Source organism: Solwaraspora sp. WMMD937 (assembly GCF_029581175.1).
In the GTDB taxonomy this organism is placed as follows: domain Bacteria; phylum Actinomycetota; class Actinomycetes; order Mycobacteriales; family Micromonosporaceae; genus Micromonospora_E.
On sequence record NZ_CP120738.1, the window covers coordinates 2,287,520 to 2,312,872 of the forward strand.

Annotated in this window: 23 protein-coding genes, 1 tRNA gene and 1 other RNA gene; 19 read left to right on the top strand and 6 right to left on the bottom strand. The window is 70.5% G+C overall.

Features of this window, described 5'->3' with window-relative positions; genetic code table 11:
• The first annotated feature begins 78 nt into the window (after positions 1-78).
• From mtrA to raiA, 5 genes are all read left to right on the top strand, one after another.
• Positions 79-768 (top strand): MtrAB system response regulator MtrA, encoded by a 690-nt coding sequence (gene mtrA, locus O7621_RS09900; protein WP_281551702.1) that lies wholly within the window; start codon positions 79-81, stop codon positions 766-768.
• A 130-nt stretch (positions 769-898) separates the two neighbouring features.
• The gene (gene mtrB, locus O7621_RS09905; RefSeq protein ID WP_282234535.1) at positions 899-2,584 is read left to right on the top strand and encodes an MtrAB system histidine kinase MtrB; all 1,686 of its coding nucleotides are present in this window, start codon (positions 899-901) and stop codon (positions 2,582-2,584) included.
• Positions 2,581-4,407 (top strand): LpqB family beta-propeller domain-containing protein, encoded by a 1,827-nt coding sequence (locus tag O7621_RS09910; protein WP_282233688.1) that lies wholly within the window; start codon positions 2,581-2,583, stop codon positions 4,405-4,407. The genes mtrB and O7621_RS09910 overlap by 4 nt, the downstream gene beginning before the upstream one ends.
• 9 nt (positions 4,408-4,416) lie before the next feature.
• On the top strand, positions 4,417-5,133 hold the full coding sequence (locus O7621_RS09915; RefSeq protein WP_282233689.1) for a ComF family protein: 717 nt from the start codon (positions 4,417-4,419) through the stop codon (positions 5,131-5,133).
• 270 nt (positions 5,134-5,403) lie between these two features.
• Positions 5,404-6,099: a ribosome-associated translation inhibitor RaiA gene (gene raiA / locus O7621_RS09920; protein ID WP_282233690.1), complete on the top strand. Its 696-nt coding sequence runs from the start codon at positions 5,404-5,406 to the stop codon at positions 6,097-6,099.
• Positions 6,100-6,200: 101 nt separating this feature from the next.
• Here the strand turns inward: raiA and O7621_RS09925 are convergent, their stop codons facing one another.
• Positions 6,201-7,328 (bottom strand): GNAT family N-acetyltransferase, encoded by a 1,128-nt coding sequence (locus tag O7621_RS09925; RefSeq protein ID WP_282233691.1) that lies wholly within the window; start codon positions 7,326-7,328, stop codon positions 6,201-6,203.
• Between the two features lie 172 nt (positions 7,329-7,500).
• On the opposite strand from O7621_RS09925, the gene secA reads away from it, so the two are divergent.
• On the top strand, positions 7,501-10,473 hold the full coding sequence (gene secA / locus O7621_RS09930) for a preprotein translocase subunit SecA (protein WP_282233692.1): 2,973 nt from the start codon (positions 7,501-7,503) through the stop codon (positions 10,471-10,473).
• A 34-nt stretch (positions 10,474-10,507) separates the two neighbouring features.
• Here the strand turns inward: secA and O7621_RS09935 are convergent, their stop codons facing one another.
• Entirely contained in the window at positions 10,508-11,158 is a 651-nt protein-coding gene (locus O7621_RS09935) for an Rv3235 family protein (protein ID WP_282233693.1), read from the bottom strand.
• A 122-nt stretch (positions 11,159-11,280) separates the two neighbouring features.
• A complete protein-coding gene (locus O7621_RS09940; protein ID WP_281551696.1) occupies positions 11,281-11,508 on the bottom strand; it encodes a helix-turn-helix domain-containing protein in 228 nt (75 codons plus the stop codon).
• 108 nt (positions 11,509-11,616) lie between these two features.
• Here O7621_RS09940 and O7621_RS09945 point away from each other — a divergent pair, with 108 nt between their 5' ends.
• Entirely contained in the window at positions 11,617-12,117 is a 501-nt protein-coding gene (locus O7621_RS09945; protein WP_282233694.1) for a hypothetical protein, read from the top strand.
• Between the two features lie 19 nt (positions 12,118-12,136).
• On the opposite strand, the gene pruA is transcribed toward O7621_RS09945, so the two are convergent.
• Positions 12,137-13,765: an L-glutamate gamma-semialdehyde dehydrogenase gene (gene pruA / locus O7621_RS09950; RefSeq protein WP_282233695.1), complete on the bottom strand. Its 1,629-nt coding sequence runs from the start codon at positions 13,763-13,765 to the stop codon at positions 12,137-12,139.
• Between the two features lie 183 nt (positions 13,766-13,948).
• On the opposite strand from pruA, the gene O7621_RS09955 reads away from it, so the two are divergent.
• From O7621_RS09955 to O7621_RS10000, 10 genes are all read left to right on the top strand, one after another.
• Positions 13,949-14,923 (top strand): hypothetical protein, encoded by a 975-nt coding sequence (locus O7621_RS09955; protein ID WP_282233696.1) that lies wholly within the window; start codon positions 13,949-13,951, stop codon positions 14,921-14,923.
• Positions 14,924-15,034: 111 nt separating this feature from the next.
• A complete protein-coding gene (locus O7621_RS09960; protein WP_282233697.1) occupies positions 15,035-16,375 on the top strand; it encodes a serine/threonine-protein kinase in 1,341 nt (446 codons plus the stop codon).
• A 220-nt stretch (positions 16,376-16,595) separates the two neighbouring features.
• Entirely contained in the window at positions 16,596-17,111 is a 516-nt protein-coding gene (locus tag O7621_RS09965; protein WP_123603708.1) for a PadR family transcriptional regulator, read from the top strand.
• A 45-nt stretch (positions 17,112-17,156) separates the two neighbouring features.
• Positions 17,157-18,272 carry a peptide chain release factor 2 gene (prfB, locus tag O7621_RS09970; protein WP_282233698.1) on the top strand — a complete coding sequence of 372 codons (1,116 nt, stop codon included), beginning with the start codon at positions 17,157-17,159 and terminating at the stop codon, positions 18,270-18,272.
• Between the two features lie 219 nt (positions 18,273-18,491).
• Positions 18,492-19,172 (top strand): cell division ATP-binding protein FtsE, encoded by a 681-nt coding sequence (gene ftsE / locus O7621_RS09975; RefSeq protein ID WP_278173989.1) that lies wholly within the window; start codon positions 18,492-18,494, stop codon positions 19,170-19,172.
• Between the two features lie 96 nt (positions 19,173-19,268).
• Positions 19,269-20,144 (top strand): permease-like cell division protein FtsX, encoded by an 876-nt coding sequence (gene ftsX, locus O7621_RS09980; RefSeq protein ID WP_282233699.1) that lies wholly within the window; start codon positions 19,269-19,271, stop codon positions 20,142-20,144.
• Positions 20,145-20,295: 151 nt separating this feature from the next.
• Positions 20,296-20,772 carry an SsrA-binding protein SmpB gene (gene smpB / locus O7621_RS09985; RefSeq protein ID WP_123603705.1) on the top strand — a complete coding sequence of 159 codons (477 nt, stop codon included), beginning with the start codon at positions 20,296-20,298 and terminating at the stop codon, positions 20,770-20,772.
• Between the two features lie 205 nt (positions 20,773-20,977).
• Positions 20,978-21,351: a transfer-messenger RNA gene (gene ssrA, locus O7621_RS09990) on the top strand.
• A gap of 124 nt (positions 21,352-21,475) precedes the next feature.
• On the top strand, positions 21,476-22,456 hold the full coding sequence (locus O7621_RS09995; protein ID WP_282233700.1) for a hypothetical protein: 981 nt from the start codon (positions 21,476-21,478) through the stop codon (positions 22,454-22,456).
• A 48-nt stretch (positions 22,457-22,504) separates the two neighbouring features.
• A complete protein-coding gene (locus tag O7621_RS10000; RefSeq protein WP_282233701.1) occupies positions 22,505-22,720 on the top strand; it encodes a hypothetical protein in 216 nt (71 codons plus the stop codon).
• On the opposite strand, the gene O7621_RS10005 is transcribed toward O7621_RS10000, so the two are convergent.
• A complete protein-coding gene (locus O7621_RS10005) occupies positions 22,682-23,485 on the bottom strand; it encodes an S-methyl-5'-thioadenosine phosphorylase (RefSeq protein WP_282233702.1) in 804 nt (267 codons plus the stop codon). The genes O7621_RS10000 and O7621_RS10005 overlap by 39 nt on opposite strands.
• 199 nt (positions 23,486-23,684) lie before the next feature.
• Here O7621_RS10005 and O7621_RS10010 point away from each other — a divergent pair, with 199 nt between their 5' ends.
• Together O7621_RS10010 and O7621_RS10015 are read left to right on the top strand one after the other, a co-directional pair.
• On the top strand, positions 23,685-24,275 hold the full coding sequence (locus O7621_RS10010) for a YqgE/AlgH family protein (RefSeq protein ID WP_233606431.1): 591 nt from the start codon (positions 23,685-23,687) through the stop codon (positions 24,273-24,275).
• Positions 24,276-24,387: 112 nt separating this feature from the next.
• Positions 24,388-24,460, top strand: a tRNA-Ala gene (locus tag O7621_RS10015).
• A gap of 100 nt (positions 24,461-24,560) precedes the next feature.
• Here the strand turns inward: O7621_RS10015 and O7621_RS10020 are convergent.
• On the bottom strand, positions 24,561-25,283 hold the full coding sequence (locus O7621_RS10020) for a GntR family transcriptional regulator (protein ID WP_282233703.1): 723 nt from the start codon (positions 25,281-25,283) through the stop codon (positions 24,561-24,563).
• Positions 25,284-25,353 lie beyond the last annotated feature (70 nt).

Below are 25,353 nucleotides of genomic sequence, written 5' to 3' on the forward strand. Positions count from 1 at the left end.
GACCGGGCCGGTGGCGCTGCCACCGGCACGGCCGGTGGCGGTCCCCCACCGCTGGAACCGGGATGGAATATTGGTCACATGAGAGCCCGCGTGCTGGTTGTCGATGACGATCCCGCCCTGGCGGAGATGATGGGTATCGTGCTGCGCAGCGAGGGCTTCCTGCCGTCGTTCGTTGCCGACGGTGAGCGGGCGCTCGCCGCGTTCCGGGACAACCGGCCGGACATCGTGCTGCTCGACCTGATGCTGCCCGGGATGAGTGGGATCGACGTCTGCCGGGCGATCCGTTCCGAATCGGGCATCCCGATCGTCATGCTCACCGCCAAGAGCGACACCGTCGACGTCGTGCTCGGCCTGGAGTCCGGCGCCGACGACTACGTGGTGAAGCCGTTCAAGCCCAAGGAGCTGGTCGCCCGGATGCGGGCCCGGCTGCGCCGGGGTGAGGACGTCGCGCCCGAACTGCTCACCATCGGGCCACCGGGGAACCAGATCACCATCGACGTGCCGGCGCACACCGTCAGCCGCGACGGTGCGGAGGTGAAGCTGACTCCGTTGGAGTTCGACCTGCTGGTCGCGCTGGCCCGCAAGCCGCGCCAGGTGTTCACCCGTGAGGTGCTACTGGAGCAGGTCTGGGGTTACCGGCACGCGGCCGACACCCGGCTGGTGAACGTGCACGTGCAGCGGTTGCGCGCCAAGATCGAGCCGGATCCGGAGCGACCCGAAATCATCCTCACCGTTCGGGGCGTGGGCTACAAGGCGGGCACCGGCTAGCCTGGTCGGTACTGTGGCTGGCCGATCCCGCACCGTGTCCGACCTGCTCTCCCGTGTCACTGGCGCACTGCGCCTGGCACGGGAGCTGCTGCTGGCCCGGACCCGGCCGGTGACCAGCGGCGCCCAGCGGATGTGGCGCAGGTCCCTGCAGCTGCGGGTGGTGACCATCACCCTGGTCGCGTCCGGCCTGCTGGTCGGCGGGTTCGCGTACATGGTGGCGTCGCAGAGCACCAACATTCTGCTGGACCGGGCCCGGGAGGACGTGCAGCGGCGGCTGACCCACGGGCGGGACTACGCCGCCGAGCAGATGAGCGTGCATCCGCAGTACTTCGACCCGCAGGTCCGGGTGACCTTCGAGCTGACCGTCAGCACCCTGGCCGGCGGCGACCCCGACCAGGTGGGTGGGGTGGTCGTGGTGATGGCGGCGAGCGGCTACCCACTGATCCAGTCGGCGACCTCGCCGGCGGTGGACGCGTCCGGCATGATCAGCGACGAGCTGGCCCGGCACGTCGGCTCCGGTGCCCAGGCGCATCAGATCCGCACCGGTGACCTCGGCGAGGGGCGGCTCAAGTACCTGGTCTACGGCTCCCCGGTGCCGACCAAGTTCGGTCAGGTCGAGCTCTACTACCTGGTGCCGCTGACCACCCAGGATCAGGCCGCCAACCAGATCCGGGCGACCGTGCTCATCACCGGACTGGCCCTGGTGATGCTGCTCGGCCTGCTGGCCGCGCTGGTCACCAGGCTGGTCGTCACACCGGTACGGGTGGCCGCGCGCACCGCGCAGCGACTCTCCGCCGGGCTGCTGGACCAACGGATGGTGGTCGACGGCGAGGACGACCTGGCCATGCTGGCCGCCTCGTTCAACCAGATGGCGACCAACCTGCAGCGGCAGATCACCCGGCTGGAGGAGATGTCCCGGCTGCAGCGTCGGTTCACCTCCGACGTGTCGCACGAGCTGCGCACCCCGCTGACCACTGTACGGATGGCCGCCGATCTGCTCTTCGCCGAGCGGGACGGCTTCGACCCGGCGGCGGCCCGCAGCGCCGAACTACTGCAGACCGAGCTGGACCGGTTCGAGAGCCTGCTCACCGACCTGCTGGAGATCAGCCGGTTCGACGCCGGGTTCGCGGTGCTGGACGCCGAGCCGACCGACCTGGTGCCGGTGGTCCGCCGGGTCGCTGACCGGCTCGACGGGCTGGCCGCGCGGCTCGGCGTGCGGATCGAGCTGCGACTGCCCCCGACGCCGGTTATCGCCGAGGTGGATCCCCGTCGGGTCGAGCGGGTGCTGCGCAACCTGGTCGGCAACGCCGTCGAGCACGGCGAGGGCCGGCCGGTGGTGGTCACTCTCGGTGTCGACGATGCGGCGGTCGCGGTGACCGTACGTGATCATGGGGTCGGCCTGCGGGCCGGGGAGGACAAGCTGGTGTTCAACCGCTTCTGGCGGGCGGATCCGTCCCGTGCCCGGCAGACCGGTGGGACCGGTCTCGGCCTGTCGATCAGCGTGGAGGACGCCCGGCTGCACGGCGGCTGGCTGGAAGCGTGGGGCGCGCCCGGCGAGGGTGCGCAGTTCCGGCTCACCCTGCCGGCCCGGGCCGGTGACCGGCTCGCCTCGTCACCGCTGCGGCTGGTTCCGGAGGACCGCCGGCCGCCCGGCGGGTCGGACGGTGCCGATCCGGACGAGCCGTGGCGGGCGCCGCCGCAGCCCGTTCCGCCCGGCGCCGAACCGGTCGGCACGATGGTGGTCCTCCCGGAGCAGAGCGTCGGCTCCGACGACCGGGCCAGTGGCGGCGTGGCCGCGACCGGAGCGGTACCGTGACCCGCCGGTGGCGTCGACTGGCGCTGCTGTCGGTGCTCGCCGGTCTGCTGCTCGCCGGGTGCGGCATTCCGGAGAACACCGACGTGCGGGTCGACGGGCAGGGTCCGGCACCCGGCCTGCCGACCGGCGGCGGCGGGGCCCAGACGCCGGCGTCGCGGCTCGACGAACGCAACAACACCGAGGCGTTCGTCGTCAACTTCCTGCAGGCCGCCGCCGTGGAGGCGGAACGGGCAGTGGAACAGGTACGCGAGTACGTCGCGCCGCAGGACCGGGCGGACATCCGCGATCCCAATCCCGAGGTCGCGCTGACCGTGGTCCGACTGCGGGAACGTCCGCAGATCACCCGGGCCGAGGCCGGGGTGGAGGAGGTGGCGCTCGACGTCCAGAAGCTCGGCCTGCTGCGGCCGAACGGGGCGCTGGAGCCGCTGCCCGCCCAGGAGCCGGAGTTCACCGAGTACACCTTCCAGGTCGGGTCGGTGGCCGGTGAGACGGGCAAGTTCGTCCTCAACCCGCCCGCGGCGCTGCTGCTCAGCGTGGACGCTTTGAACACGTTCTACCTGCAGCGCACCATCTACTTCTGGGACACCAGCCAACGGGCGCTGGTGCCGGATCTGCGTTACCTGCCGGTGGCGGTGCCGTTGGAGCGCCAGCGCACCGTCCTGCTGGAAATGCTGATCAGCGGGCCGTCGAACTGGCTCGCCTCGGCGGTGCAGGCGCTGCCGAGCAGCATCCGCTCGGGTGGCAACGTGCCCGACACCGGAGACCGGCTGAAGGTCACGTTGATCGCCGACGCGACCCCGTTCGCCGACGAACGCGAACTCGACCGATTGGCCGCCCAGCTGATGTGGTCGCTGTGGCCGGAGTTCGACAACGACCTGGAGTTGACCATCCAGGGGCAGACTCCGAAGGTGTACCCGGGCGCCGACCTGCTGGCGATGAACGGCACCCAGGCGCTGCCCGAGACGCCCGAACGGTTCACCGTCTACCAGGGCCGGGTGCACCGGTTGCGCAGTTCGGCGCGCTCCGGCGAGCCGATCCCGGTGCTCACCGATGAGGTCAACCAGAACGTGGTCACCGCCGGCTTCACCCAGGCCGGTGGCGGCACGTACGCGGCCCTCGCGGTGGCCGACGGCGGCGCCCAGCGGCTGATTGTCGGCGCGGCGACCGGGGCGGGCACCAGCTTCGACGCCAGCACCCGGACCTTCGACGACATCGGCCGGCCGGTCTGGCTCAAGGCACCAGGTGACGCGGGTCTCGTCGTCGCGGACGGCGGGCTGTACTCGTTCCGGGTCGGCAGCGGTGCGGTCGAACAGGTCACGCTGCCCGGGGTGACGGGCGAGGTGCAGTCGGTCGGTGCGGCCCCGGACGGTCACCGAATCGCGCTGGTGGTCGACGGCCGGCTGTACGTGGCCGCGCTGAGCCGGGGCGGCAAGCTCGAGGTGCTGCCACCCCGCCGGGTGCCGACCTCACTGTCCGACCTCACCCAGGTCGACTGGGTGGCCGAGACGCTGCTGGTGGCGGCCGGCACGAACCCTGACGGGCGGGTCAGCCTGTACGACGTGACGGTGGACGGTGCGATCGAGACCAGTTCGCTGCGGGACCTCGGCGGGGCGAGCGTGACCCACCTGGCCGGCTATCCGGCCAACCCGGTCGGCGGCGGCACGGTCGGTGCCCGGATGTACGTCGCCAACGGCGTGCCGTACGACCTGTTCGAGCCGAGTGAGCAGATCCGGCCGGAGGAGATCGAAGCGGTGGAGCCGGGCGAGACCGAGGAGCCGGAGAACCCGGTCACCAATCCGACCGCCCCGTTCTTCCTGTACTGACCTGCGGCGGTGGTGGGCGACGTCTGGTCGGCGCTGGCCGACCTGGTGCTGCCGGTGGAGTGCGCTGGTTGCCGCCGCACCGGCGGCCGGCTGCGGTTCGGCGTGTGCGGCCGGTGCGCCGGCGAGGTGCAGCGGCTGCGCCCCCGGCCGGTACGTCCCGAGCCGGCCCCGCCCGACCTGCCGCCCTGCGTGGCGTTGGGCGAGTACGCGGGAGTACTGCGGGAGCTGCTGCTGGCGTACAAGGAGCGGGGCCGGCACGGGTTGGGTCGGCCACTGGGCCGGCTGCTCGGCGACGCGGTCGCCGCCGCAGTCGGCACCGGTGCGGATCGGCCGGTGCTGCTGGTCCCGGTGCCGAGCACCGCTGCGGCGGCACGGGCCCGGCACGGTGATCATCTCGCCCGGCTGACCCGGTACGCGGCGGCCCGGCTGCGGGTCGACGGCCGGCGGGTCGCGGTGGCGCGGCCGCTGCGGGCCCGGACCCGTCCGGACTCGGCCGGGTTGGACAGCGCGGCGCGGCTGGCGTCCGCCCGGACGGCGTTTCGGCCCCGGCGGGTCGGACTTGACATCTCGCTGCGGGCGGATCCTCGACTGCGGGTGATCGTGGTGGACGACATCGTCACCACTGGTGCGACGCTGGCCGCCGTGCACCGGCTGCTCGTCGCGCAGGGGCTGCCGGCGTACGCCGCCGTGGTGCTCGCAGCGACGCGACGCCGTCACTTACGGTAGCCAGTTGCTGGTGTCCTTTGTCGGGGTTTGTTCGTGATCTGGGAATCTTCGCGCACCGGTCTCTGCCGAACTGATGACGCGCCGCCGTCGGCGGGTTAGCGTAGGCGCATCAGGGGTATGGCCGGTGGTTGAACAACCACCTGAGGTGTCCCGGAGGGAGGTGTATTCCGCTACCCGGCCGGTTGACGCCGACCACTCTTGGTCCGCTGACCGGTCCCGAATTCTTTTGCAGCGACACCGATCGTTGAGATGGTTCCAGGGAGGTCACGCGTGGAAATCGTGGTGAAAGGCCGTAACGTAGAGGTCCCCGACCACTACCGAGCCCATGTAGCCGAGAAGTTGGCCAAGGTCGAACGGTACGACCACAAGCTGATGCGCGTCGACGTCGAGTTGTTTCACGAGCGCAATCCCCGTCAGTCGGACCACTGCCAGCGGGTCGAACTCACCTGTGTCTCGCGTGGGCCGGTGATCCGGGCGGAAGCGTGCGCCAAGGATTTCTACAGCGCCCTTGACGCCGCCATCAGCAAGCTGGACACCCGGCTGCGCCGCGCCGCCGACCGGCGCCGGGTGCACCGCGGCCGGCACGCGCCGGTCTCGGTGGCCGAGGCGACCTCCGGGCTGCCGACCGCCGGGCTGAACGGGTTCGCACCGTTGCCGCCGTCCCAGCCGACCGAGGAGCCGGCGACATCGGTCGCGGTACTCGACCGCACCGCGCAGGATCTCAGCGACGATGGGTACGAAGACGTTGCCGACGAGTACGACGACCAGCCCTGGCATATCGTCCGGGAGAAGGAACACCCGGGCAATCCGATGACGGTCGACGACGCCTTGTTCCAGATGGAACTGGTCGGGCACGACTTCTATCTGTTCCTGGACAAGGAGTCCGGCCGGCCGAGCGTGGTCTACCGCCGCAAAGGCTACGACTACGGTGTCATCGCGCTGGCTGAACCGACCGTCACCGCCTGATCGACCACCATTTCGGCAATTCGTGGTCGACCGGTCGGATACCGTTGGCCCGTCGCCGCCAAACGGGCGGCCGTCGATGGTATCCGACCGGCCGGCGCGGCTCACGCTTCGTCAAGGTCGGTCGGTAGCAGCGAGTACTGGACGCTGTCGTGGCGGCTGGCGTCCGCGCCGGGCAACTGGGCCCGGTTCCGCCCTTCGCGCTGAAAGCCGGCCCGCTCCAGCACCCGCTGGGACGCGACGTTGCTGGGCAGCGCACCGGCGGCCAACCGGGCGATGGCCGTGTTGGCGAAGATCCACCGGGCGAGCAGCCGTACCGCCCGAGCGGTGTAGCCGCGCCCGCGCCACTGGGGCAGCAGCGAGTAGCCGATCATCGCCTCGCCGAGCTCCGGACTCAGATAGCTGAGCCCGATCCGCCCGGCCGGCGTACCGCTGGCCGCGTCGCAGATGACCACGTCGATCCGCTGGCCGGCCAGCCACCTGCCCGGTGCCCTGGTGCACTGCGCCTCGATCAGGGCGCGGGTCGGCACCACCGGTGGGACCGAGGTCGCGGCGACGTCGGGCAGCGACTCCAGGTGATATGCGAAGTCGGCGTCGGCCGGGCCGAGCGGACGCAGCCGGACCACCCCGTCGGTCAACCCGTCGCCGGGCAGGTCCGGCAGGGTGCGTGGCGTCGGGCCCGGTGGGTCGCCGGCCAGGCGGGTCCAGACCACCAGGTCCTCCCGGTCGGCGGTCGGCCCTCGGCCGGGCTGGCTGGCGGCGCCTCGGCGCACCCCCTCGTAGCTGAACCCGGCGGCCAGCGCCACCCGCTGGCTGACCGCGTTGGCCGCGTCGGTGAGCAGCTCGACCCGGCCGAACCCGGAGCGTATCGCGTGGCCGGTGGCGGCGATGGCGGCTGCGGTGGCCGCTCCTTTGCCCCGGGCCCGCGGCGTGATCCAGTAGCCGACCTCGATCTGGGCCCGCTCGGGTACCGCCCGGCTGAGCCCGACGCAGCCGAGCAGTTCGTCGCTGCCCGGGTCGGCGATCGCCCAGGCCGCGCCGCCGCCGGCCCAGGCGGCGGTGGACCCCTTGGTGATCCAGCGCAGTGCGTCGACGATCGTGTATGGCCGGGGCAGGTCGGGGATGAACCGCTGGGTGGTCGGATCGCCGCAGGCCTCGGCGACCGCAGGGGCGTCGTCGGGCAGAAACATCCGAAGCCGGACGCCGCCCTCGGTGAGTTCGACGGGTTCCACCGGCCCATCCTGACGCAGCTTTCGCGCAGGGCATAACGCATATGCCGGGCGGACCCCGTCGACATGGTCCGTTATGTCGGAATATCCGGTGCTGGATGCGGGCTGCGACTGCCGCCGTACCGATTGATGCGCCTACGATGGTGAGGCACACCGTCTAGGGGAGCGTTGATCCGTGTCGATTCTTGAGAAGGTCCTCCGCGCCGGCGAGGGCCGCATGTTGCGTCGGCTCAAGGCGGTCGCCACGGCCGTCAACTCGATCGAGGACGACTACGTCGACCTCACCGACGCGGAGCTGCGGGAGCTGACCGACCAGTACCGCCAGCGGTACGCCGACGGCGAGTCCCTCGACGACCTCCTCCCAGAGGCGTTCGCCACCGCCCGGGAGGCCGCCGCCCGGGTGCTCGGCCAGCGGCACTACGACGTGCAGATCATGGGCGGCGCGGCGCTGCACTTCGGCAACATCGCCGAGATGAAGACCGGTGAGGGTAAGACGCTCACCTCGGTACTGCCGGCGTACCTCAACGCGTTGTCCGGCAAAGGTGTGCACATCGTAACCGTCAACGACTACCTGGCCGAGCGGGACGCCGCCTGGATGGGCCGGGTGCACGAGTTCCTCGGGCTCACCGTCGGCGTGATCCTGCCCAACCGGCCCTCGGCCGACCACCGGGCCGCGTACCAGGCGGACATCACCTACGGCACCAACAACGAGTTCGGCTTCGACTACCTGCGCGACAACATGGCCTGGTCAAAGGACGACCTGGTGCAGCGCGGGCACAACTTCGCCATCGTCGACGAGGTCGACTCGATCCTGATCGACGAGGCGCGGACACCGCTGATCATCTCCGGCCCGGCGGAACATTCCGCCCGCTGGTACGGCGAGTTCGCCGCCGTGGTCAAGCGGATGCAGGCCGGCAAGGACGGCGAGGGCGACTACGAGATCGACTACGCCAAGCGCACCGTCGCGGTGACCGAACGGGGCGTCGCCAAGGTCGAGGACCGGCTGGGCATCGACAACCTGTACGAGTCGGTGAACACCCCGTTGGTCGGCTACCTGAACAACGCCATCAAGGCCAAAGAGCTCTACAAGCGGGACAAGGACTACATCGTCAACGACGGCGAGGTCCTGATCGTCGACGAGTTCACCGGCCGGATCCTGCACGGCCGCCGCTACAACGAGGGCATGCACCAGGCAATCGAGGCCAAGGAGGGCGTCGAGATCAAGCAGGAGAACCAGACCCTCGCCACCATCACCCTGCAGAACTACTTCCGGCTCTACGGCAAGCTGGCCGGGATGACCGGTACGGCCCAGACCGAGGCCGGCGAGTTCAACAAGGTCTACGACGTCGGCGTGGTGACCATCCCGACCCACCGGGAGATGGTCCGGATGGACCGGGCGGACGTCATCTACAAGACGGAGAAGGCCAAGTTCAACGCCGCCGTCGAGGACATCGCCGAGCGGCACGCGGTGGGCCAGCCGGTGCTGGTCGGCACGGTGTCGGTGGAGAACTCGGAGATCCTCTCCCAGCTGCTGCGTCGCCGGGGCATCCCGCACGCGGTGCTCAACGCGAAGTTCCACGCCAAGGAAGCCGAGATCATCGCGCAGGCCGGCCGTAAGGGCGCGGTCACCGTGGCGACCAACATGGCCGGCCGCGGCACGGACATCCTGCTCGGCGGCAACCCGGACTACCTCGCCGCGGCCCAGCTGCGTCAGCGTGGGCTCGACCCGGTCGAGCACGCCGAGGAGTACGCCAAGGCGCTGGAAGACATCATGCCGCAGGTCAAGCAGGCCTGCGCCGCCGAGGCCGAGGAGGTCTCCGCGGTCGGCGGCCTCTACGTGCTCGGTACCGAGCGGCACGAGTCCCGCCGGATCGACAACCAGCTGCGCGGTCGCTCCGGCCGGCAGGGCGACCCGGGTGAGTCCCGGTTCTACCTGTCGCTGCAGGACGAGTTGATGCGGCGGTTCCGGGCCGGGGCGGTCGAAGCGGTGATGGAGCGCTTCAACATCCCCGAGGACGTGCCGATCGAGTCCAAGATGGTGACCCGGCAGATCAAGAACGCCCAGGCGCAGATCGAGGGCCAGAACGCAGAGACCCGTAAGAACGTCCTCAAGTACGACGAGGTGCTCAACAAGCAGCGCCAGGTGATCTACGCCGAGCGGCTGCGGGTGCTCAACGGCGAGGACCTGCACGACCAGGTCACCAAGATGATCGACGACGTGGTCGGTGCGTACGTCGACGGGGCTACGGTCGAGGGCTACGCCGAGGACTGGGACTTCGACCAGCTCTGGTCCAGCCTCAAGCAGCTCTACCCGGTGGGGATCACCGTCGACGAGCTGATCGAGGAAGCTGGCGGCGAACGCAGCGCGGTGGACGCCGACTTCCTCCGGGCGCAGGTGCTGGAGGACGCCCACGCGGCGTACCAGCGCCGCGAGGAGGAGCTCGGCACCGACGCGTTGCGGCAGCTGGAGCGGATGGTCCTGCTACAGGTGATCGACCGCAAGTGGCGTGAGCACCTCTACGAGATGGACTACCTCAAGGAGGGCATCAGCCTGCGGGCCTACGCCCAGCGTGACCCGCTGGTCGAGTACCAGCGTGAGGGCTACGCGATGTTCGCCACCATGATGGACGGCATCAAGGAGGAGACGGTCGGCTTCCTGTTCAACGTCGAGGTGCAGGTGCAGCAGCCGGGGGCCCCGGCTGACGGTGCCGGCGCGCCGGCGGGGGAGCGGCCCGGACCCCGGATTCCGGTGCCCGACGGTGGCGCCGGAGTCCAGGTGAGTGCCAAGGGCCTTGGCGCGGCGCCGCGGCCGCAGGGCCTGCAGTACGTCTCGCCCACCATCGACGGTGCCGCCGGTGCCGACGGCGGGGTGCAGGTGCAGCAGGCACCGGCGTTGGGCGTCGGCGGCCCACCGGCCGGGCGTGCGGGCCAGGGCGGTCAGGGCCAAGGCCAACGTGCGGGCCAGGGCGGTCAGGGCCGCCCGCCCGCCGCCAGCCGATCGGCGGCCGGCCCGCCGGTGCCGGCGTCGGCCGGCCGCCGAGCCGCCCCCGGCCAGGCCGTCAGCAGCAACGGGCCGTCACGCAACGCGCCCTGCCCGTGCGGGTCCGGCAAGAAGTACAAGCGCTGCCACGGCGCTCCCGGGGCCTGATCCCGGCGGTACCTGATCCCGGCGGGTTGCCCGGTCACACGACGTCGACCGTGGTGCTCAACCAGCCGGTTGGCCGGCGTTCCAGCCGGAAGGCGAGCGCCCAGCTGCGCTCGTCGGTGCCGAGCACCGCGACGGCCTCCGCGACGCCGCTGACCGGCTCGCAGACCCGCAGCTGACGGACCCGGAGCAGCTCGACGGGGCGCCGCCCACCGCGGACGATCGGCACCGGCTGCGGCGATGCCGGCCCGCGTCGGGCCCGGCCCGGGTCGTCCGGTCTCCGGGCCCGGTCGACGGCGACGGCCAGCTGCGCGCCGACCGCGAGCGCCTGTGCCGGGTCGGCGAGCCGGCGGATGTGGCCGGCCGGGCGGAACCCGTTGATGATCTCCAGGCTCGCGGCCAGGAACCGGTGCGCGGCCCGGCGGGCCTCCGGTGACGCGCCGGCGAGCGCGCCCGGCGGCAACCCTCCGCGGCCACCGGCCGACCCGTTGCCCGGTCGGCCGACGGTGGTCGCGGACCGGTCGGCGACCACCGCGCCGGGTGTCGCCCCGGCCAGGTCGAGCGCCAGCTGTACGCCGGGACCGGGACGCATGTCGAACTGAGCCGGCTCGTCGGTGAACGGCGGGTCCAGCGGCGGGGCGGGTCGCAGTCGGACGGGGGGACGTCGGATCCGGGTCGCGACAGTCATCCGAGCTCCTGTTGATCTTGCGTTTGCCTTCGTTTGCTTTCGGCAGACCAATTTGAAGCCAGCATGACACCGCCCGTCAACGTCTGTCGATGACGGTGTTCGGACAACCAGTAGGCGCCGGACTACTCCGGCTCGCGCTCGATCAGCGGGTTGCTCTGCACCCACTGCGCCGTCTCGGCGTACTTGCGCTGGATGTACTCCTCCAGCTGGGCGCGTTCCACCCGCCACTGTCCGCGTCCGCCGATCTTGATCGCGGGCAACTCGCCACTGCGAACCATGTGATAGACCTGCGAGTCGGATACGTTGAGTTCGGCGGCGACGTCGGACAACTGCAGGAACCTCGGCTCCACGGTGACTCCCGGCTCGTCTACGTCGGTCGGTTCAGTGTGCCACCGTGGCCCCGCAGGGCCGCTCGGCGGCGTACATTGCATCAGCGACGACATCTGTGGGGGGCGAGCGTGTCCGACAACCTGCTCCGGGTCTACGTCCCGGCCACCCTGCCGGCGCTCGCCGGGCTCCGCGACACCGGCCAACTCGCCGCCGACGTCGCGCACACCGTGACCCCCGCGCTGCGGGAGTGGTACGTCGAAGGTGACGAAGAGGAGCTGGAGTACGTCGCGTTCACCCGCGCCGCCCAGGAATCACTGCGCCACCTGCGCGACGATCCGGCCGCCCCGCGCCGGCGGGTGGTGATCGCCGTCGACCTGCCGGCGGACGCGCTGAAACGGTCGGTCGCCGAGCTCGGCTCCAGCACCGTGACGCTGGCCGGCCCGATCGCCTTCGCCTCGGTCGCCGCGGTGCACGTCGACGGCGACGAGGCGGTCGACGACGTATCGGCGGCGGTGGCCGCCGTGTCGCAGGCCGCCGCCGGTGACCCCGACGCCCAGTTCGTCGTGGACGGTGCCGAGGACCACGAGCTGGAGTGGTACGACGTGTCCGAGCTGGAGACGCTGCTGTGACCGGGCCGGCCCGCCCGGCTCACCCCATGTGCGGGTAGCGGTGGTCGACCGGCGGCACGAACGTCTCCTTGATCGTGCGCGGCGACGTCCAGCGCAGCAGGTTGTGCTTCGACCCGGCCTTGTCGTTGGTGCCGCTGCCCCGGGCGCCGCCGAACGGCTGCTGCCCGACGACCGCCCCGGTCGGCTTGTCGTTGACGTAGAAGTTGCCGGCCGCGTACCGCAGCATGGCGCCGGCCCGGTCGATCACCCGCCGGTCGGTCGCGAAGACCGACCCGGTCAACGCGTACGGAGCGATTTCCTCGGCCTGGGCCACCACGTCCCAGAACTGGTCGTCGTCATAGACCGACACGGACAGGATCGGGCCGAAGTACTCGGTGCTGAACACCTCGTGCCCGGGATCGGTGCAGGTCAACAGGGTAGGCCGGACGAACCAGCCGACGCTGTCGTCGACCGTGCCGCCGGCCAGCACCTGACACGACGGGTCGTTGCGGACCCGGTCCAGCACGGCCGCGTGCCGGGCGAACGCCCGGTCGTCGATCACCGCGCCGCCGAAGTTGGTGAAGTCGGTCACGTCGCCGTAGGGCAGTGACTCGACCGTCGCGACCAGTCGGTCCCGCAGCCCGGCCGTCCACAGCGACTTCGGCAGGTACGCCCGGGACGCCGCCGAGCACTTCTGTCCCTGGTACTCGTACGCCCCCCGGACCAGGGCGGTGTGCAGTGCCGCCGGGTCGGCGCTGGGATGCGCCACGATGAAGTCCTTGCCGCCGGTCTCGCCGACCAGCCGGGGGTACGAGCGGTACCGGCCGATGTTCTCCCCGACGGTCCGCCACAGCTGCTGGAACACCCGGGTGGAGCCGGTGAAGTGGATGCCGGCCAGGTCCCGGTCGGCCAGCGCCACCTCGGACACCGCCAGCCCGTCCCCGGTGACCAGGTTGATCACCCCCGGCGGCAGCCCGGCGGCCTCGAACAGCCGCATCGTGAAGTGAGCGGCGAACTGCTGCGTCGGGGACGGCTTCCAGACCACCGTGTTGCCCATCAGCGCCGGCGCGGACGGCAGGTTGCCGGCGATCGCGGTGAAGTTGAACGGGGTGATCGCGTAGACGAAACCCTCCAACGGGCGGTGGTCGAACCGGTTCCACACCCCGGGTGCGGACCGGGGCTGCTCGGCCAGCACCTGATGGCCGAAGTGCACGTTGAACCGCAGGAAGTCGATCAGCTCGCAGGCCGAGTCGATCTCCGCCTGGTAGGCGGTCTTGGACTGACCGAGCATGGTGGCCGCGTTCACCGTGTCCCGCCACGGGCCGGCAAGCAGGTCGGCGGCGCGTAGGAAGACCGCGGCCCGTTCAGCGTACGGCAGGTTGCGCCAGCCCGGTGCGGCCTGCTTCGCCGCCGCCACCGCGGCCTCGGCGTCGGCCGGCTCGGCGTTACCGGTCACCCCGAGAACGTGCCGGTGCCGGTGCGGCATCACCACCTCGATCGGCGCGCCCGCCGCCATCCGCTGCCGGCCGCCGATCGTCATCGGCAGCTCGATCCGGTCGGCCGACAACTCGGTGAGCCGGCGGCTCAGGTCGGCCCGCTCGGCGCTGCCCGGCGCGTAGTCGCGGATCGGTTCGTTGCGGGGGTCGGGAGTGGCGGGAACGGCGTCCATCACAGGCTCCTGGCGTGATCTCGACAACGTCGGCGAAGACGGACCCGTCGGGGCACCCGGTGGGGCGGCCACGGCGACGCGGTCCGGGTCCCATCGTCGCACGCCCGGCTGACCCGCACGCCGATCCGCGTACGCTGGTCGGCACCGGACGACAGCACGCCGACGACCAGGAGGGCACCAGCGATGACCAGCCAACCCGCAGTCGCCCCCGACGCCGAGGTGGGCCCGGACGGCTCGGTCGGCGCGGCAGTCGGTCTCGGCCTGCTCAGCCTCGCCTGGGTGACCCTGCTGATCGTCTCCGTGCTGAGCACCCTGGGGTCGTCCACCGACGGGGTGCTCGCGGTGACCGAGACCGCGTACGGGCTCCCGGCGGTGATCTTCGCGGCGCTGATCGCCGGCGCGGGTGTCGCCCAGGCGGTCCGCCGACTGGCGGACCGGTGGCTGGGCGCGGCAGCGGTGCCGAGACTGTTCGCCGCCCTCGGCTGCGGAGCGTCGACCGGCGTCGGTGCCGCCGCCGCCGTCGTGTTCGGCGACGGCCGGGGCGGGTCGGCCGTCGAGATCCTCGGCTGGGCGCTGTTCGCCGGCGCCACGGTCGGCGGCGCGTTGACGGGTCTGCACCGCCGGGCCGGCCTGCTGACGGCGGCGGCCGCCGCCGGCGCGCTGGCGGTCGCCGGCACCACGACCGCCCGGGAACTTGCCAAGGGACCGTTGCTGGAGCTGTTCGGAGCCGCCGACACCGCCGGATCCGTGCTGGCCGCGCAGTCCCGGCTGGTCTGGGCCACCGCCCTGCTGGCCGGCGCCCTCGCCGGGCTGGTGACCTTCGGCTACCTGCACCGGGCGGTACGCCGGTCCGGCCGGCCGCTGCCCTGGCCGGGATATCTGGTCGCCGGGGCCGGTCCCGGCTTGCTGTTGGTGATCGCCGAGGTGGTCACCCGGGTCGGCGGTGCCCAGTTGCTCGATCTGGCCCGGTCGTTCAGTGAGAGCGACCAGGCCTTCCAGGCCATGGCCGACGGGGCCCGGATCAACTCGGCGCTGATCGTCCTGTTCACTGCGGCGTTCACCGCGTTGATCTGCCTTGGCCGGACGTTGCCCGGCCAGCCGGATGCCGCGCCGACTGCGGATGCCGCGCCGGCGGTGGGCTCGGCCGGCACCCGCTGACGTCCACGGTCGGACAACTTCCCGTCACAGTGACGCGGATCCCTCCCAGGTTCGTGCCAAGCGTCGCTTTGGTGACCGTCGTGCCCCGGCCGCACACCTACCGTCGACGGAGTGGACGGGCAGTACGGCACGCGACAGGCGCTCGACGGGCGGTATCGGCTGGGGGCGCAGTTCTCCCGTGGGGCGGTCGGCGCGGTGCACCACGGGCACGATCTGCGCGACGACGTGCCGGTGGCGGTGAAGGTGCTCCGGGCGGACGCCGCCGAGTATCCCGATCTGGTGGAGGGCTTCCACACCGAGGCTGCTCTGCTGTCCCGGCTGGACCATCCGAACGTGATCCGGCTCCGGGCCCGGACCGCCGTGGGCGAGCTGCCCGCCCTGGTCCTGGACCTGGTCGACGGCGACGACCTGCGCCACCGGATCCGCCGGTACGGTCCGCTGCCGCCAGCTGTCGCGGTCGCCGTCGCCGCGCAGGTCGCCACTGCTCTGTCGTACCTGCACGAACGGGACATCGCGCACGGCGATGTCAAACCGGCGAACCTGCTGGCGCCGGCGGACGGCGGCCGGGTGCGGCTGATCGACTTCGGTGCCGCCCGGACCGGACACGCGTCGGCGCCGGACCGGGCCACCCTGGCCACCCCGGAGTACGCCGCGCCGGAGATCGCCAGCGGCGGTCCGCCGACCTGGTCGTCGGACGTCTACGCGCTGGGCATCGTGCTGTTCGAGTTGCTGTGCGGCCGTACGCCGTACCGTGGCGGGAGCGCCGACGAGGTCCTCGCCCGGCACCGGCGGTGTGTGCCGGTACCACCGCCCGGGCTGCCACCGGCGGTGTGGCCGGTGATCGAGCAGTGCCTGGCGGCACGGCCGGCCGACCGGCCGACCGCCCGGTCGCTCGTCGCCCGGCTGCGTGGTCTGGAACCGGCGCTCGACGGCTGGCCGGCGTTGCCGGCGTTGCCGGCGGATGCGGTCACCTGGTGGACCCGGGAGGTTGCGGCCGCTTCCGCGGCTCCGGTGGGAGCGCCACGACGCCGGGCGCTGCAGTTCGGCGGATTGGCCGGAGCGGGGCTCGCGTTGTCGGCGTTGGTAACGGGTCTCACCCTGGCGGCCGGACAGGGGGCCGGTTCGCAGCCGGGTCGGCTCAGCGGCCCGATTGGCCCGGCCGGCGCGGCGGTGCCGTCGGCACCGCCAGCTGCGAAGTCATCGCCGAGGTCGGTTCCCCCGGGAAATCAGCAGGGCGTGATGCCGCAGGGGAGCCCGGTTGGTCCCACCGGCCAGGTAGGTTCGAGCGGGACGGCTGGGTCTGGTGTGGCCATCGGGACGCCGCAACCGTCCGATCCGGGACAGCTACCAGGCTTTCCGGAGGATATGCCCGGCGAGCTGGGGCTCCGGATCGGGGACCCGGTGCCACAGTGGCCGATGTCCCGGGTGGCCGGACCAGACACTCCGAACTAGTCAGACGAAGTAGACTTCATGCTTCAAACTTCACTAATGATTCCTGCGCCTGGGCATGTTGCTACTGGTAACATATTCTTTGTCCGTTTTGCTGCCTGATGGTAAATATTGATCTTCCTTACCGGACCGTCGTCCACAGACAGTGCACTTTAGAACACGGTTGGTCGCGGATCGCGCCAAATCCTGGACGTAGAGGCGACAAAGTGGCAGCGTAGAGGGCATGGCGGATGTACGAATCAATCCCACGGCGGCAGCCCTTCTCGGCCTGCTCCATGAAGGACCCATGACAGGCGGGCAGCTGATGGCTGAAGCTGACCGTCGACTTGGCGCTTACTGGTCGATGACCAGAAGCCAGGTGTACCGGGAGCTACCGGTGCTCGCCGAGCAGGGCCTGGTCCGGCTCGGCAAGCCCGGGCCGCGGTCGAGCCAGCCGTACGCGATCACTGCGGCCGGCAAGCGGGCGTTCCTCAAGTGGTTGGCCGACGCCCCGGGTCGCGACTCGGTACGTAACCCGATCGCGTTGCGGGTGGCATTCGGCGAGCACCACACGGCCGACCAGTTGAAGACGGTCTACGCGGACGCGAGCGAGCACCACACCGAGGCGCTGGCCGCGGCCCGCGAGCAGGCACGCGAGGCGAAGAAGAACGGCGACACCTTCGGGGCCGCCGCGCTCGAGTTCGCCGTCGCCTACCACAAGGCCGCACTCTCCTGGCTGAAGACCGCACCGGTGGGCTGACCACCGGCGCCGGTCGTCGGTGGTCACGACGTATTGTTGTCGGTTGTGACCACTGCCGACTATGCCGACCAGCTAAAAGATCTTGACGCCACGCTTCGCCGGATCGAGGCGGTCATCGACATTGATCGACTGCGCCGCGACCGGGCGGAGCTGGAGGAGGCTGCCTCTGCCCCCGACCTCTGGAACGACCAGGCGAGGGCACAGCAGGTCACCTCCCGGCTGTCGTACGCGAACGCGGAGATCGCCAAGCTGGAGTCGTTGCGCACCCGGCTGGACGACGCGGCCTTGCTGCTGGAGATGGCACAGGCGGAGGAGGACGCCGGCACGGTCGCCGAAGTCGGTACCGAGCTGGCCGGGTTGCACAAGGCGATCGAGGAGTTGGAGGTGCGCACGCTGCTCTCCGGGGAGTACGACTCCCGGGAGGCGCTGGTGGCGATCCGGGCCGGGGCCGGTGGCGTCGACGCCGCCGACTTCGCCGAGATGTTGCTGCGCATGTACCTGCGGTGGGCGGAGCGGCACGGCTACCCCACCGAGGTCTACGAGACGTCGTACGCGGAGGAGGCCGGTCTCAAGTCGGCCACCTTCACGGTCAAGGCGCCATACGCGTTCGGCACCCTCAGCGTCGAGTCCGGAACGCACCGTTTGGTGCGGATCAGCCCGTTCGACAACCAGGGCCGGCGGCAGACCAGCTTCGCTGGCGTCGAGGTGCTGCCGGTGGTCGAGCAGACCGATCACATCGACATTCCGGAGAACGAGATCCGGGTGGACGTCTACCGGTCATCGGGGCCGGGCGGGCAGAGCGTGAACACCACCGACTCCGCCGTGCGGCTCACCCATATCCCCACCGGCATCGTGGTCACCTGCCAGAACGAGAAGTCCCAGCTGCAGAACAAGGCCGCCGCGCTGCGCGTGCTGCAGGCCCGGCTGCTGGAGCGCAAGCGGCAGGAGGAGCAGGCCAAGATGGCCGGGCTCAAGACCGACGCCGCCGGCTCGTGGGGCGACCAGATGCGGTCGTACGTGCTGCACCCGTACCAGATGGTGAAGGATCTGCGGACCGAGCAGGAGACCGGCAACCCCACCGCGGTGCTCGACGGTGACCTGGACGCCTTCATCGAGGCTGGCATCCGCTGGCGCAAGCAACAGGAACTCGCCGAGGACTGATACCGGTAGCAGTCACCTAACTACTATTCGTATTCGAGTCTCATGTACGGCCTGTGACTGAGCCCATCATTTCGGGTGGTGTCGGTCCGGTCCGGACGGCTGATTTCCTGGGTTTCGCGGGGATTTGCTGGTACGAAACCTCGCGCATTACCGACATAGGAGACATCCGCCATCAGGCTGGACTTGGCGTAGCCGTTACACCGCGTAGACTCACCACCCGTGATTGCGCTCGAGCAAGTGACGAAGACGTACCCGAAGGCGTCCCGGCCCTCGCTGGACAACGTGTCGGTCGCGATCGAGAAGGGCGAGTTCGTCTTCTTCATCGGTCCGTCCGGCTCCGGCAAGTCCACGATCATCAAGCTGCTGCTGCACGAGGTGACCCCCAACAAGGGCAAGGTCATCGTCAACAGCAAGGACGTCACGACCATGCGCTCCTGGAAGATCCCCAACTTCCGGCGCTCCATCGGCTGCGTGTTCCAGGACTTCCGACTGCTGCCCAACCGCACCGCGTACGAGAACGTCGCCTTCGCCCTCGAGGTGATCGGCAAGACCAAGGCAGTCGCCCGGCGAGTCGTCCCGGAGGTGCTGGAACTGGTCGGTCTGGGCGGCAAGGAGCATCGCTACCCGCACGAACTCTCCGGTGGCGAGCAGCAGCGCGTCGCGGTGGCCCGGGCGTTCGTCAACCGGCCGCTGGTGCTGCTCGCCGACGAGCCGACCGGCAACCTCGACCCGGACACCTCGATCGAGATCATGCGGCTGCTGGACCGGATCAACCGCACCGGAACCACGGTCGTGATGGTCACCCACGACTCGAACATCGTCAACCAGATGCGGCGGCGGGTCATCGAGATCGAGGCTGGCCGAATCGTCCGCGACCAGGCTCGCGGCGTCTACGGCTAACCAGCCACCACGGCTCCACCGGTGCCTGTGCCGGCCGGCACCGGCACGTGGCGGCCTAGTACCACCATCCAGCGGCAGATCCGGAAGAGGAACCCGATGCGCGCGAAATACGTCCTGTCCGAGGTGATGGTCGGGCTGTGGCGCAACGTGACGATGACCGTCGCCATGATCATCACCATGGCGGTGTCGCTCACCATGCTGGGCGCGAGTGGCCTGATGTACCTGCAGGTCAACTCGATGAAGGACTTCTACTACGACCAGATCGAGGTCTCGATCTTCCTGGTGTCCGACGTCTCCGACGAGCAACGCGACAGCCTGCAGAGCTCGCTCGACGCCGACCCGTTGATCTCCAACGTGACGTACGAGTCCAAGGAGGAGGCGTACAACCGCTTCCAGACGCTCTACGCCGACGCTCCGGACCTGGTCAACGCGGTCGAGCCGGACCAACTGCCCGAATCGTTCCGGATCAAGCTGATCGATCCGGAGGAGTACCAGGCGATCTTCGACAAGTACAACGGCACCGAGGGCATCGACGAGATCGTCGACCAGCGCAGGCTGCTCGACAAGATCTTCAACATCCTCGGCTCGGTGCAGAGCATGGCGCTGATCGCTGCGTCGATCATGGCGGTGGCGGCATTGCTGCTGGTCGGCAACACGATCCAGGTCGCGGCGTACAGCAAGCGGCGCGAGGTCGCCGTGATGCGGCTGGTCGGCGCCTCCAACTGGTTCATCCAGGCCCCGTTCGTACTCGAAGCCGTCGTCGCCGGCCTGTTCGGCTCGCTGCTGGGCTTCGGCGCCCTGGTGCTGGGCAAGATGTTCCTGCTCGACGGCTCGCTGCGCGACCTCACCGAACTGCTGACCCCGATCGAGTGGAGCAGCGTACTGCTGATGTTCCCGGTGATGGCCGGCGTCGGTGGCCTGGTCAGCGCGATCACCGCCTGGGTGACGCTGCGCTTCTACCTGCGGGTCTGACGCTCAACCCGATCGACTCGAACTGCCGCCGCGCGCCGGCCGGCACCGGAAAACCGGTGCCGGCCGGCGCGTCGTCGCGCGGTACCATGGCGCGGTTGTCCGTCGGCGCCGCGTCTGCGCAGCGGCGCCCGGGTCCGGAGAGGAGGCAGCCATGCCGCGGGAGAAAGGGCGCAAGGTCGTCGCCTCGAACCGCAAGGCCCGACACGACTACGCCATCACCGACGTGTACGAGGCCGGCATGGCGCTGACCGGCACCGAGGTCAAGTCGCTGCGGTCCGGCCGGGCCTCACTGGTGGACGCCTTCGCCCAGGAACGGCAGGGCGAGATCTTTCTGTACGGCATGCACATCCCGGAGTACGACCAGGGCACCTGGACCAACCACGAGCCCCGCCGGACCCGCAAGCTGCTGCTGCACCGCACCGAGATCGACCGGCTGCTCGGCAAGCTGCGGGAGGGCGGGTTGACCCTGGTCCCGCTCTCGGTGTACTTCTCGGACGGCTGGGCCAAGGTCGAGCTGGCACTCGCGCGCGGCAAGAAGTCCTACGACAAGCGGCAGGATCTGGCCAAGCGGGACGCCGACCGGGAGATTCAGCGGGCAGTGGGCCGGCGCGGCAAGGGGATGGGCTGACCAGCGTGGGTAGACACGCGGCAGAGGCGAACGTCGAGCGACCTACCGGCGAGTGACGGAACCGGACATTTGACGTATAAATTCTTCTTCCTGGCGATGTGCCGATCGTCGTCGTGGCTCCTGGCCGTAACCGGGATGAAGCCCGGGGCCGGAGGCGTTAGGATCGGTACGGACGCGGACCGCCTCTGGACCGCGCCGCACACCAGGGGGTGACTGGTTTCGACTTCGTACGTTGCGGCAGGGGAAGCGAGCCGAGGAAGCCGACGTCGTCTCGTGAATCGGTCGTCGGAAACCAATAAGCGCCAACTCTAAGCGCGCTGACTTCGCTCTCGCCGCCTGAGGCGAGTAGCAAGTCTGTCGGTCTGGGACTGCCTTCGGCCCAGTAACCGGCATCAGTGAGAGGGCTGGCCTAGCGAACCCGGTCGCGGGGTTCGTGCGGCGAGATCAAACGCGACTGGGCCCGTCACATCGACTCGCTCGCGTGATCGATGGGGCCGAGTAGAGGCACAGCGAGCTGCGCTCGGAGAAGCCCTGGCAAGACGCCGAAGGACCCGGGTTCGATTCCCGGCACCTCCACGGACGACAGCCGGCCCACCGCCACCAGGCGGTGGGCCGGCTGCGTTGTACGGTCGGCTTCACTATGTGTAGTCAATCGCCTAGTTGGTCCGGGAACCCGCTGCCAAGCTGGTGCGTCTGACCCGACATGCGCCGTTTCACCGCCCTGTTGGGCATACCACTGATCCTGATCGCAGGTTGCGCGCGGACCGACGGGACCGGACCCGGCGGGCCAGGCGGGTCCGCCGACGAACGCTGGGAGATCTTCCAGCAGCGCGCCGACGAGGTCGCCGAGGCGTGGCGCACCGCCAGCGGGCGGCAGGAGTGGTTGGCCGGCTACGCACCTCTGCAGAGCCGTACCGTGCTCCCCGCCGAGCCCGGGTTCACCCCGGAGACCGAGCAGGCGTTCCACGCCGGGTGGTACCGGGCCGGGCTGACCGTGCCGACCGAGACACCCGCCGACGGCACTGTCGACTTCCCCGACGGGACGCTGAGCGTACCGCTGGTCAGCGCCGCCGACGCGTACGCCGAGCTACGCCAGGGCGACCCGCCGCAGTGCGACGCGGGACGGCCCGGCCCCGACCCCACCGGCAGCGCCACCGACCTTGCCGGCAGCGCCACCCCCGGCCCGGACGACAGCGTCACCCACTCCGGTGAGCTCGGCTGCCAGGCGTTGACCGTCACGTCCGCCACGCTCGGCACCGTCGACCTGCTGACCAGCCGGGGCACGGCGCAGGTGCCCGCCTGGCTGTTCGACGTCGCCGAACTCGACGGGCCGGTCGCCCGAGTCGCCGTCGACGAGTCGGTCGCCGTACCGGCGCCCGAACCGAAGGTGCCGGATCCGGCCGGGATGACCACGTTCGTCACCGCACAGAATCTCACCGGCGTCGACGGGACCGATCTGGCGTACCGGCTCGGCGTCGGCGCCTGCGACAGCGACATCACCCCGTTCGTCCAGGAGTACGCCGACGCGGTGGTGGTCGCCGGCGGCGTGACCCGCACGGGGCAGGAGTGCACCGACCAACTGCTGTTCCACCCGGTCACCGTGACCCTCGACGAGGCGCTCGGCGACCGTACAGTGCTCGACGCGCTCACCGGTCGCCCGCTGCACGTCGTCGTGGTCGGCTGAGCCATGCCGCAGCCGTACGGCCCAGGCCAGGAACCGGACGACATTGCCGTGACCATGTCCCAACTGCTCGACCGGGGCCTGCCCGGGCAACGCCCGCCGGCCGAAGCCTGGAACCTCCCCACCGGGGAAGCGGTGATCCTGGCCGGTGACGCGGCGACCGGCAACCGGATCCGGATGTGCCTCGACGTCGCCGGGATCAGCGCCGCCGTGGTGGTGCTGGCACCGTCAGGGCAGCTCGACGGGCAGGGTGATGCCGTCGAGTGACCGCGGGCACGGGCAGTCCCGATCCATCGGCCAGGTCTCCAGCGCGGCCAGCAACAGCGTGCGCAGCCGGGCGGTGTTCTCGCCGAACACCCGGAACACCTCTTCCTGGGTCACCGCATGCCCACCCTCGACACCCGCGTCCAGATCGGTCACCAGGGCGATCGACGTGTAGCACAGCGCCAGTTCCCGGGCGAGAACGGCCTCCGGGTGGCCGGTCATGTTGACCACCGCGCCGCCGATCGCGGTGAACCACCTGGACTCCGCCCGAGTGGAGAACCGTGGCCCCTCGACCACCACCACCGCACCGCCGTCGCGTGGCTGCAGGCCCTGCTCGGCGCCGACCCGCAGCAGCGCCGACCGCCCCGTCGGGCAGTACGGGTCGGCGAAGCTGACGTGCACCGCACCCTGGTCGTAGAAGGTCTGCACCCGTCCGCTGGTCCGGTCGATCAGCTGGTCGGGCACGACGAAGGTGCCCGGGCCGAGCTCCGGGCGCAGCCCGCCGACCGCGCACGGCGCCAGCACCTGGCGTACGCCGAGCGAGCGCAACGCCCACAGGTTGGCCCGGTACGGGATGCGGTGCGGCGGATGCCGGTGGTCACGGCCGTGTCGGGGCAGGAACGCGACCCGCCGTCCGCCGACGTCGGCGACGGTGATCGAATCGGACGGTTCACCGTACGGCGTCGGCACCAGGTGCTCCGTCGCGTTGTCCAGCAACGCGTACAGCCCGGATCCGCCGATCACCGCCAGCTCTGCCTGCGCCTGCATCAGGTCCCTCCCGGTTTCGGGCAGGGTGGCCGGAAACGCCCGTGCCACGCCCGCGCGGTTAGACCTTAACCGGGCGCTGTCGAGCAAGCTATGGTGCCAGGCATGGCTTTCACTGCACCCGTGGCGGATCGGCGCCGCGCCGTCCGTGCGGACCATGCGGGTCGTGACTGCGCCAGGCGGGTGGGTACGGGAGGTCGAGGTGCACGGTGAGGGTCAGCGGATCGGTGGCCGGTCGATGGCGTCGATGACCGGCCAACTGCTGGTCGCGACGCCCACGCTCAAGGATCCCAACTTCGACCGTACGGTCGTGCTGCTGGTCGCCCACGAGGCCGGAGGAGCGCTCGGGGTGGTGCTGAACCGGGCCACCGAGGTGCCGGTCGCCGAGGTGCTGGGTGGCTGGAGCAGTCTCGCCCGGGAGCCGTCGGTGCTGTTCGAGGGCGGCCCGGTGCAGCCTGAGTCGGCGATCTGCCTGGCCCGTACCCGCACCCAGACCGGCCGGGTGAAGGGTTTCCACCGCATCGCCGGCCCGCTCGGCACCGTCGACCTGTCGACCGACCCGGGGCCGCTCGCCGAGTCGATCTCCGGGATCCGGGTCTTCGCCGGCTACTCGGGCTGGTCGGCCGGGCAGCTGGAGGAGGAGATCAACGCCGGCTCCTGGTTCGTGCTGGAGGGTCTGCCGGACGATCCGTTCATGGCCCGCCCGGACGACCTGTGGCCGATGGTGCTGCGCCGCCAGCGCGGCATGATGGCCGCCGTGGCCCACTTCCCGGCCGACGTCTCGATGAACTGACCCTCGCGCGTCGATGAACTGACCCCGCGACCCGGGCGGCCGACCCCGCGAGATGACCGCGCGGGGCGGCGTGTGTAGTATTGCCGGGTGCCCGGGAGATCCGGGCCGACCGGGGGCCGTGGCGCAGCTGGTAGCGCACCACACTGGCAGTGTGGGGGTCAGGGGTTCGAGTCCCCTCGGCTCCACCCGAAATCGTGGCTCAGCGGCATCCAAAAGCACTGCTTGTGGATGCCGCTGTCTTCGCGTACTACACCCTCGTACGACGTGGGGCGATTGGCGCGGGAGTCAGGCGGTGCCGTCCGTGGCCGGGCGAACCACCTCGATTTCGAAGGCGTAGCGGTCGCCCCGGTACGTCGACATGGCCCGTTCGACCGGGCGGTCCCGCTGGTCGTAGGCAGTCCGCTCGACCAGCAGGGCCGGGCTGAAGGCCGGTACCTGCAGCAGGGTGGCTGTCGCCTCGTCCAGGACCGTGGCCCGGATGGACTGCTCCGCCCGGACGAGCCGGATGTGGTATTGGTCCCGGAGCAGGTCGTAGAGCGAGTTGTCGAACGGCCGGTCGAGCAGTTTCGGGACGAGGGCGGCCGCGAGATAGGTGTGCTCGATGCACATTGGTACGCCGTCGGCGGTGCGGACCCGTTCCAGGTGCACGACCTCGTCCGCCGGGCTCAGGCCCAGGGCGAAGCCGACGCTCGCGCCGGCCGGTACCGACTCGGCGGTCCGCAGGTGTGCGCCTGGGGCCAGGCCACGACGCCGCATGTCGTCGCTGAAAGACGTGAGCTCGATACTTTTCGTGATGGCCGGTCGGGCCACGAAGGTGCCGGCGCCGCGTACCCGGTAGACGCGCCGCTCGTTCTCCAGGCGTTCGAGGGCCTGACGCACGGTCATCCGGCTGACGCCGAACTCCTGGGCCAGATCGCGCTCGGTGGGCAACCGCTCGTCCGGGGCGAGCTCGCGTTCGATGAGGTTCTGCAGGTGGCTGCGGAGCAGCTCGTGCTTGGTCGCGGTCATCCGAGGTGTCAGCTCCAGGGGGCGGATGGTCTAAACCAAAACGATACTAGCGCGACGCTGCCTGCCGGTC

What these genes read in the sequence shown, in the direction of transcription:
- mtrA (WP_281551702.1), top strand. Translation starts at nt 79, where the DNA reads ATGAGAGCCCGCGTGCTGGTTGTCGATGACGATCCCGCCCTGGCGGAG.
- mtrB (WP_282234535.1), top strand. Translation starts at nt 899, where the DNA reads ATGTGGCGCAGGTCCCTGCAGCTGCGGGTGGTGACCATCACCCTGGTC.
- O7621_RS09935 (WP_282233693.1), bottom strand. Translation starts at nt 11,158, where the DNA reads ATGACTGTCGCGACCCGGATCCGACGTCCCCCCGTCCGACTGCGACCC.
- pruA (WP_282233695.1), bottom strand. Translation starts at nt 13,765, where the DNA reads ATGGACGCCGTTCCCGCCACTCCCGACCCCCGCAACGAACCGATCCGC.
- O7621_RS09955 (WP_282233696.1), top strand. Translation starts at nt 13,949, where the DNA reads ATGACCAGCCAACCCGCAGTCGCCCCCGACGCCGAGGTGGGCCCGGAC.
- O7621_RS09965 (WP_123603708.1), top strand. Translation starts at nt 16,596, where the DNA reads ATGGCGGATGTACGAATCAATCCCACGGCGGCAGCCCTTCTCGGCCTG.
- ftsX (WP_282233699.1), top strand. Translation starts at nt 19,269, where the DNA reads ATGCGCGCGAAATACGTCCTGTCCGAGGTGATGGTCGGGCTGTGGCGC.
- smpB (WP_123603705.1), top strand. Translation starts at nt 20,296, where the DNA reads ATGCCGCGGGAGAAAGGGCGCAAGGTCGTCGCCTCGAACCGCAAGGCC.
- O7621_RS09995 (WP_282233700.1), top strand. Translation starts at nt 21,476, where the DNA reads ATGCGCCGTTTCACCGCCCTGTTGGGCATACCACTGATCCTGATCGCA.
- O7621_RS10005 (WP_282233702.1), bottom strand. Translation starts at nt 23,485, where the DNA reads ATGCAGGCGCAGGCAGAGCTGGCGGTGATCGGCGGATCCGGGCTGTAC.
- O7621_RS10020 (WP_282233703.1), bottom strand. Translation starts at nt 25,283, where the DNA reads ATGACCGCGACCAAGCACGAGCTGCTCCGCAGCCACCTGCAGAACCTC.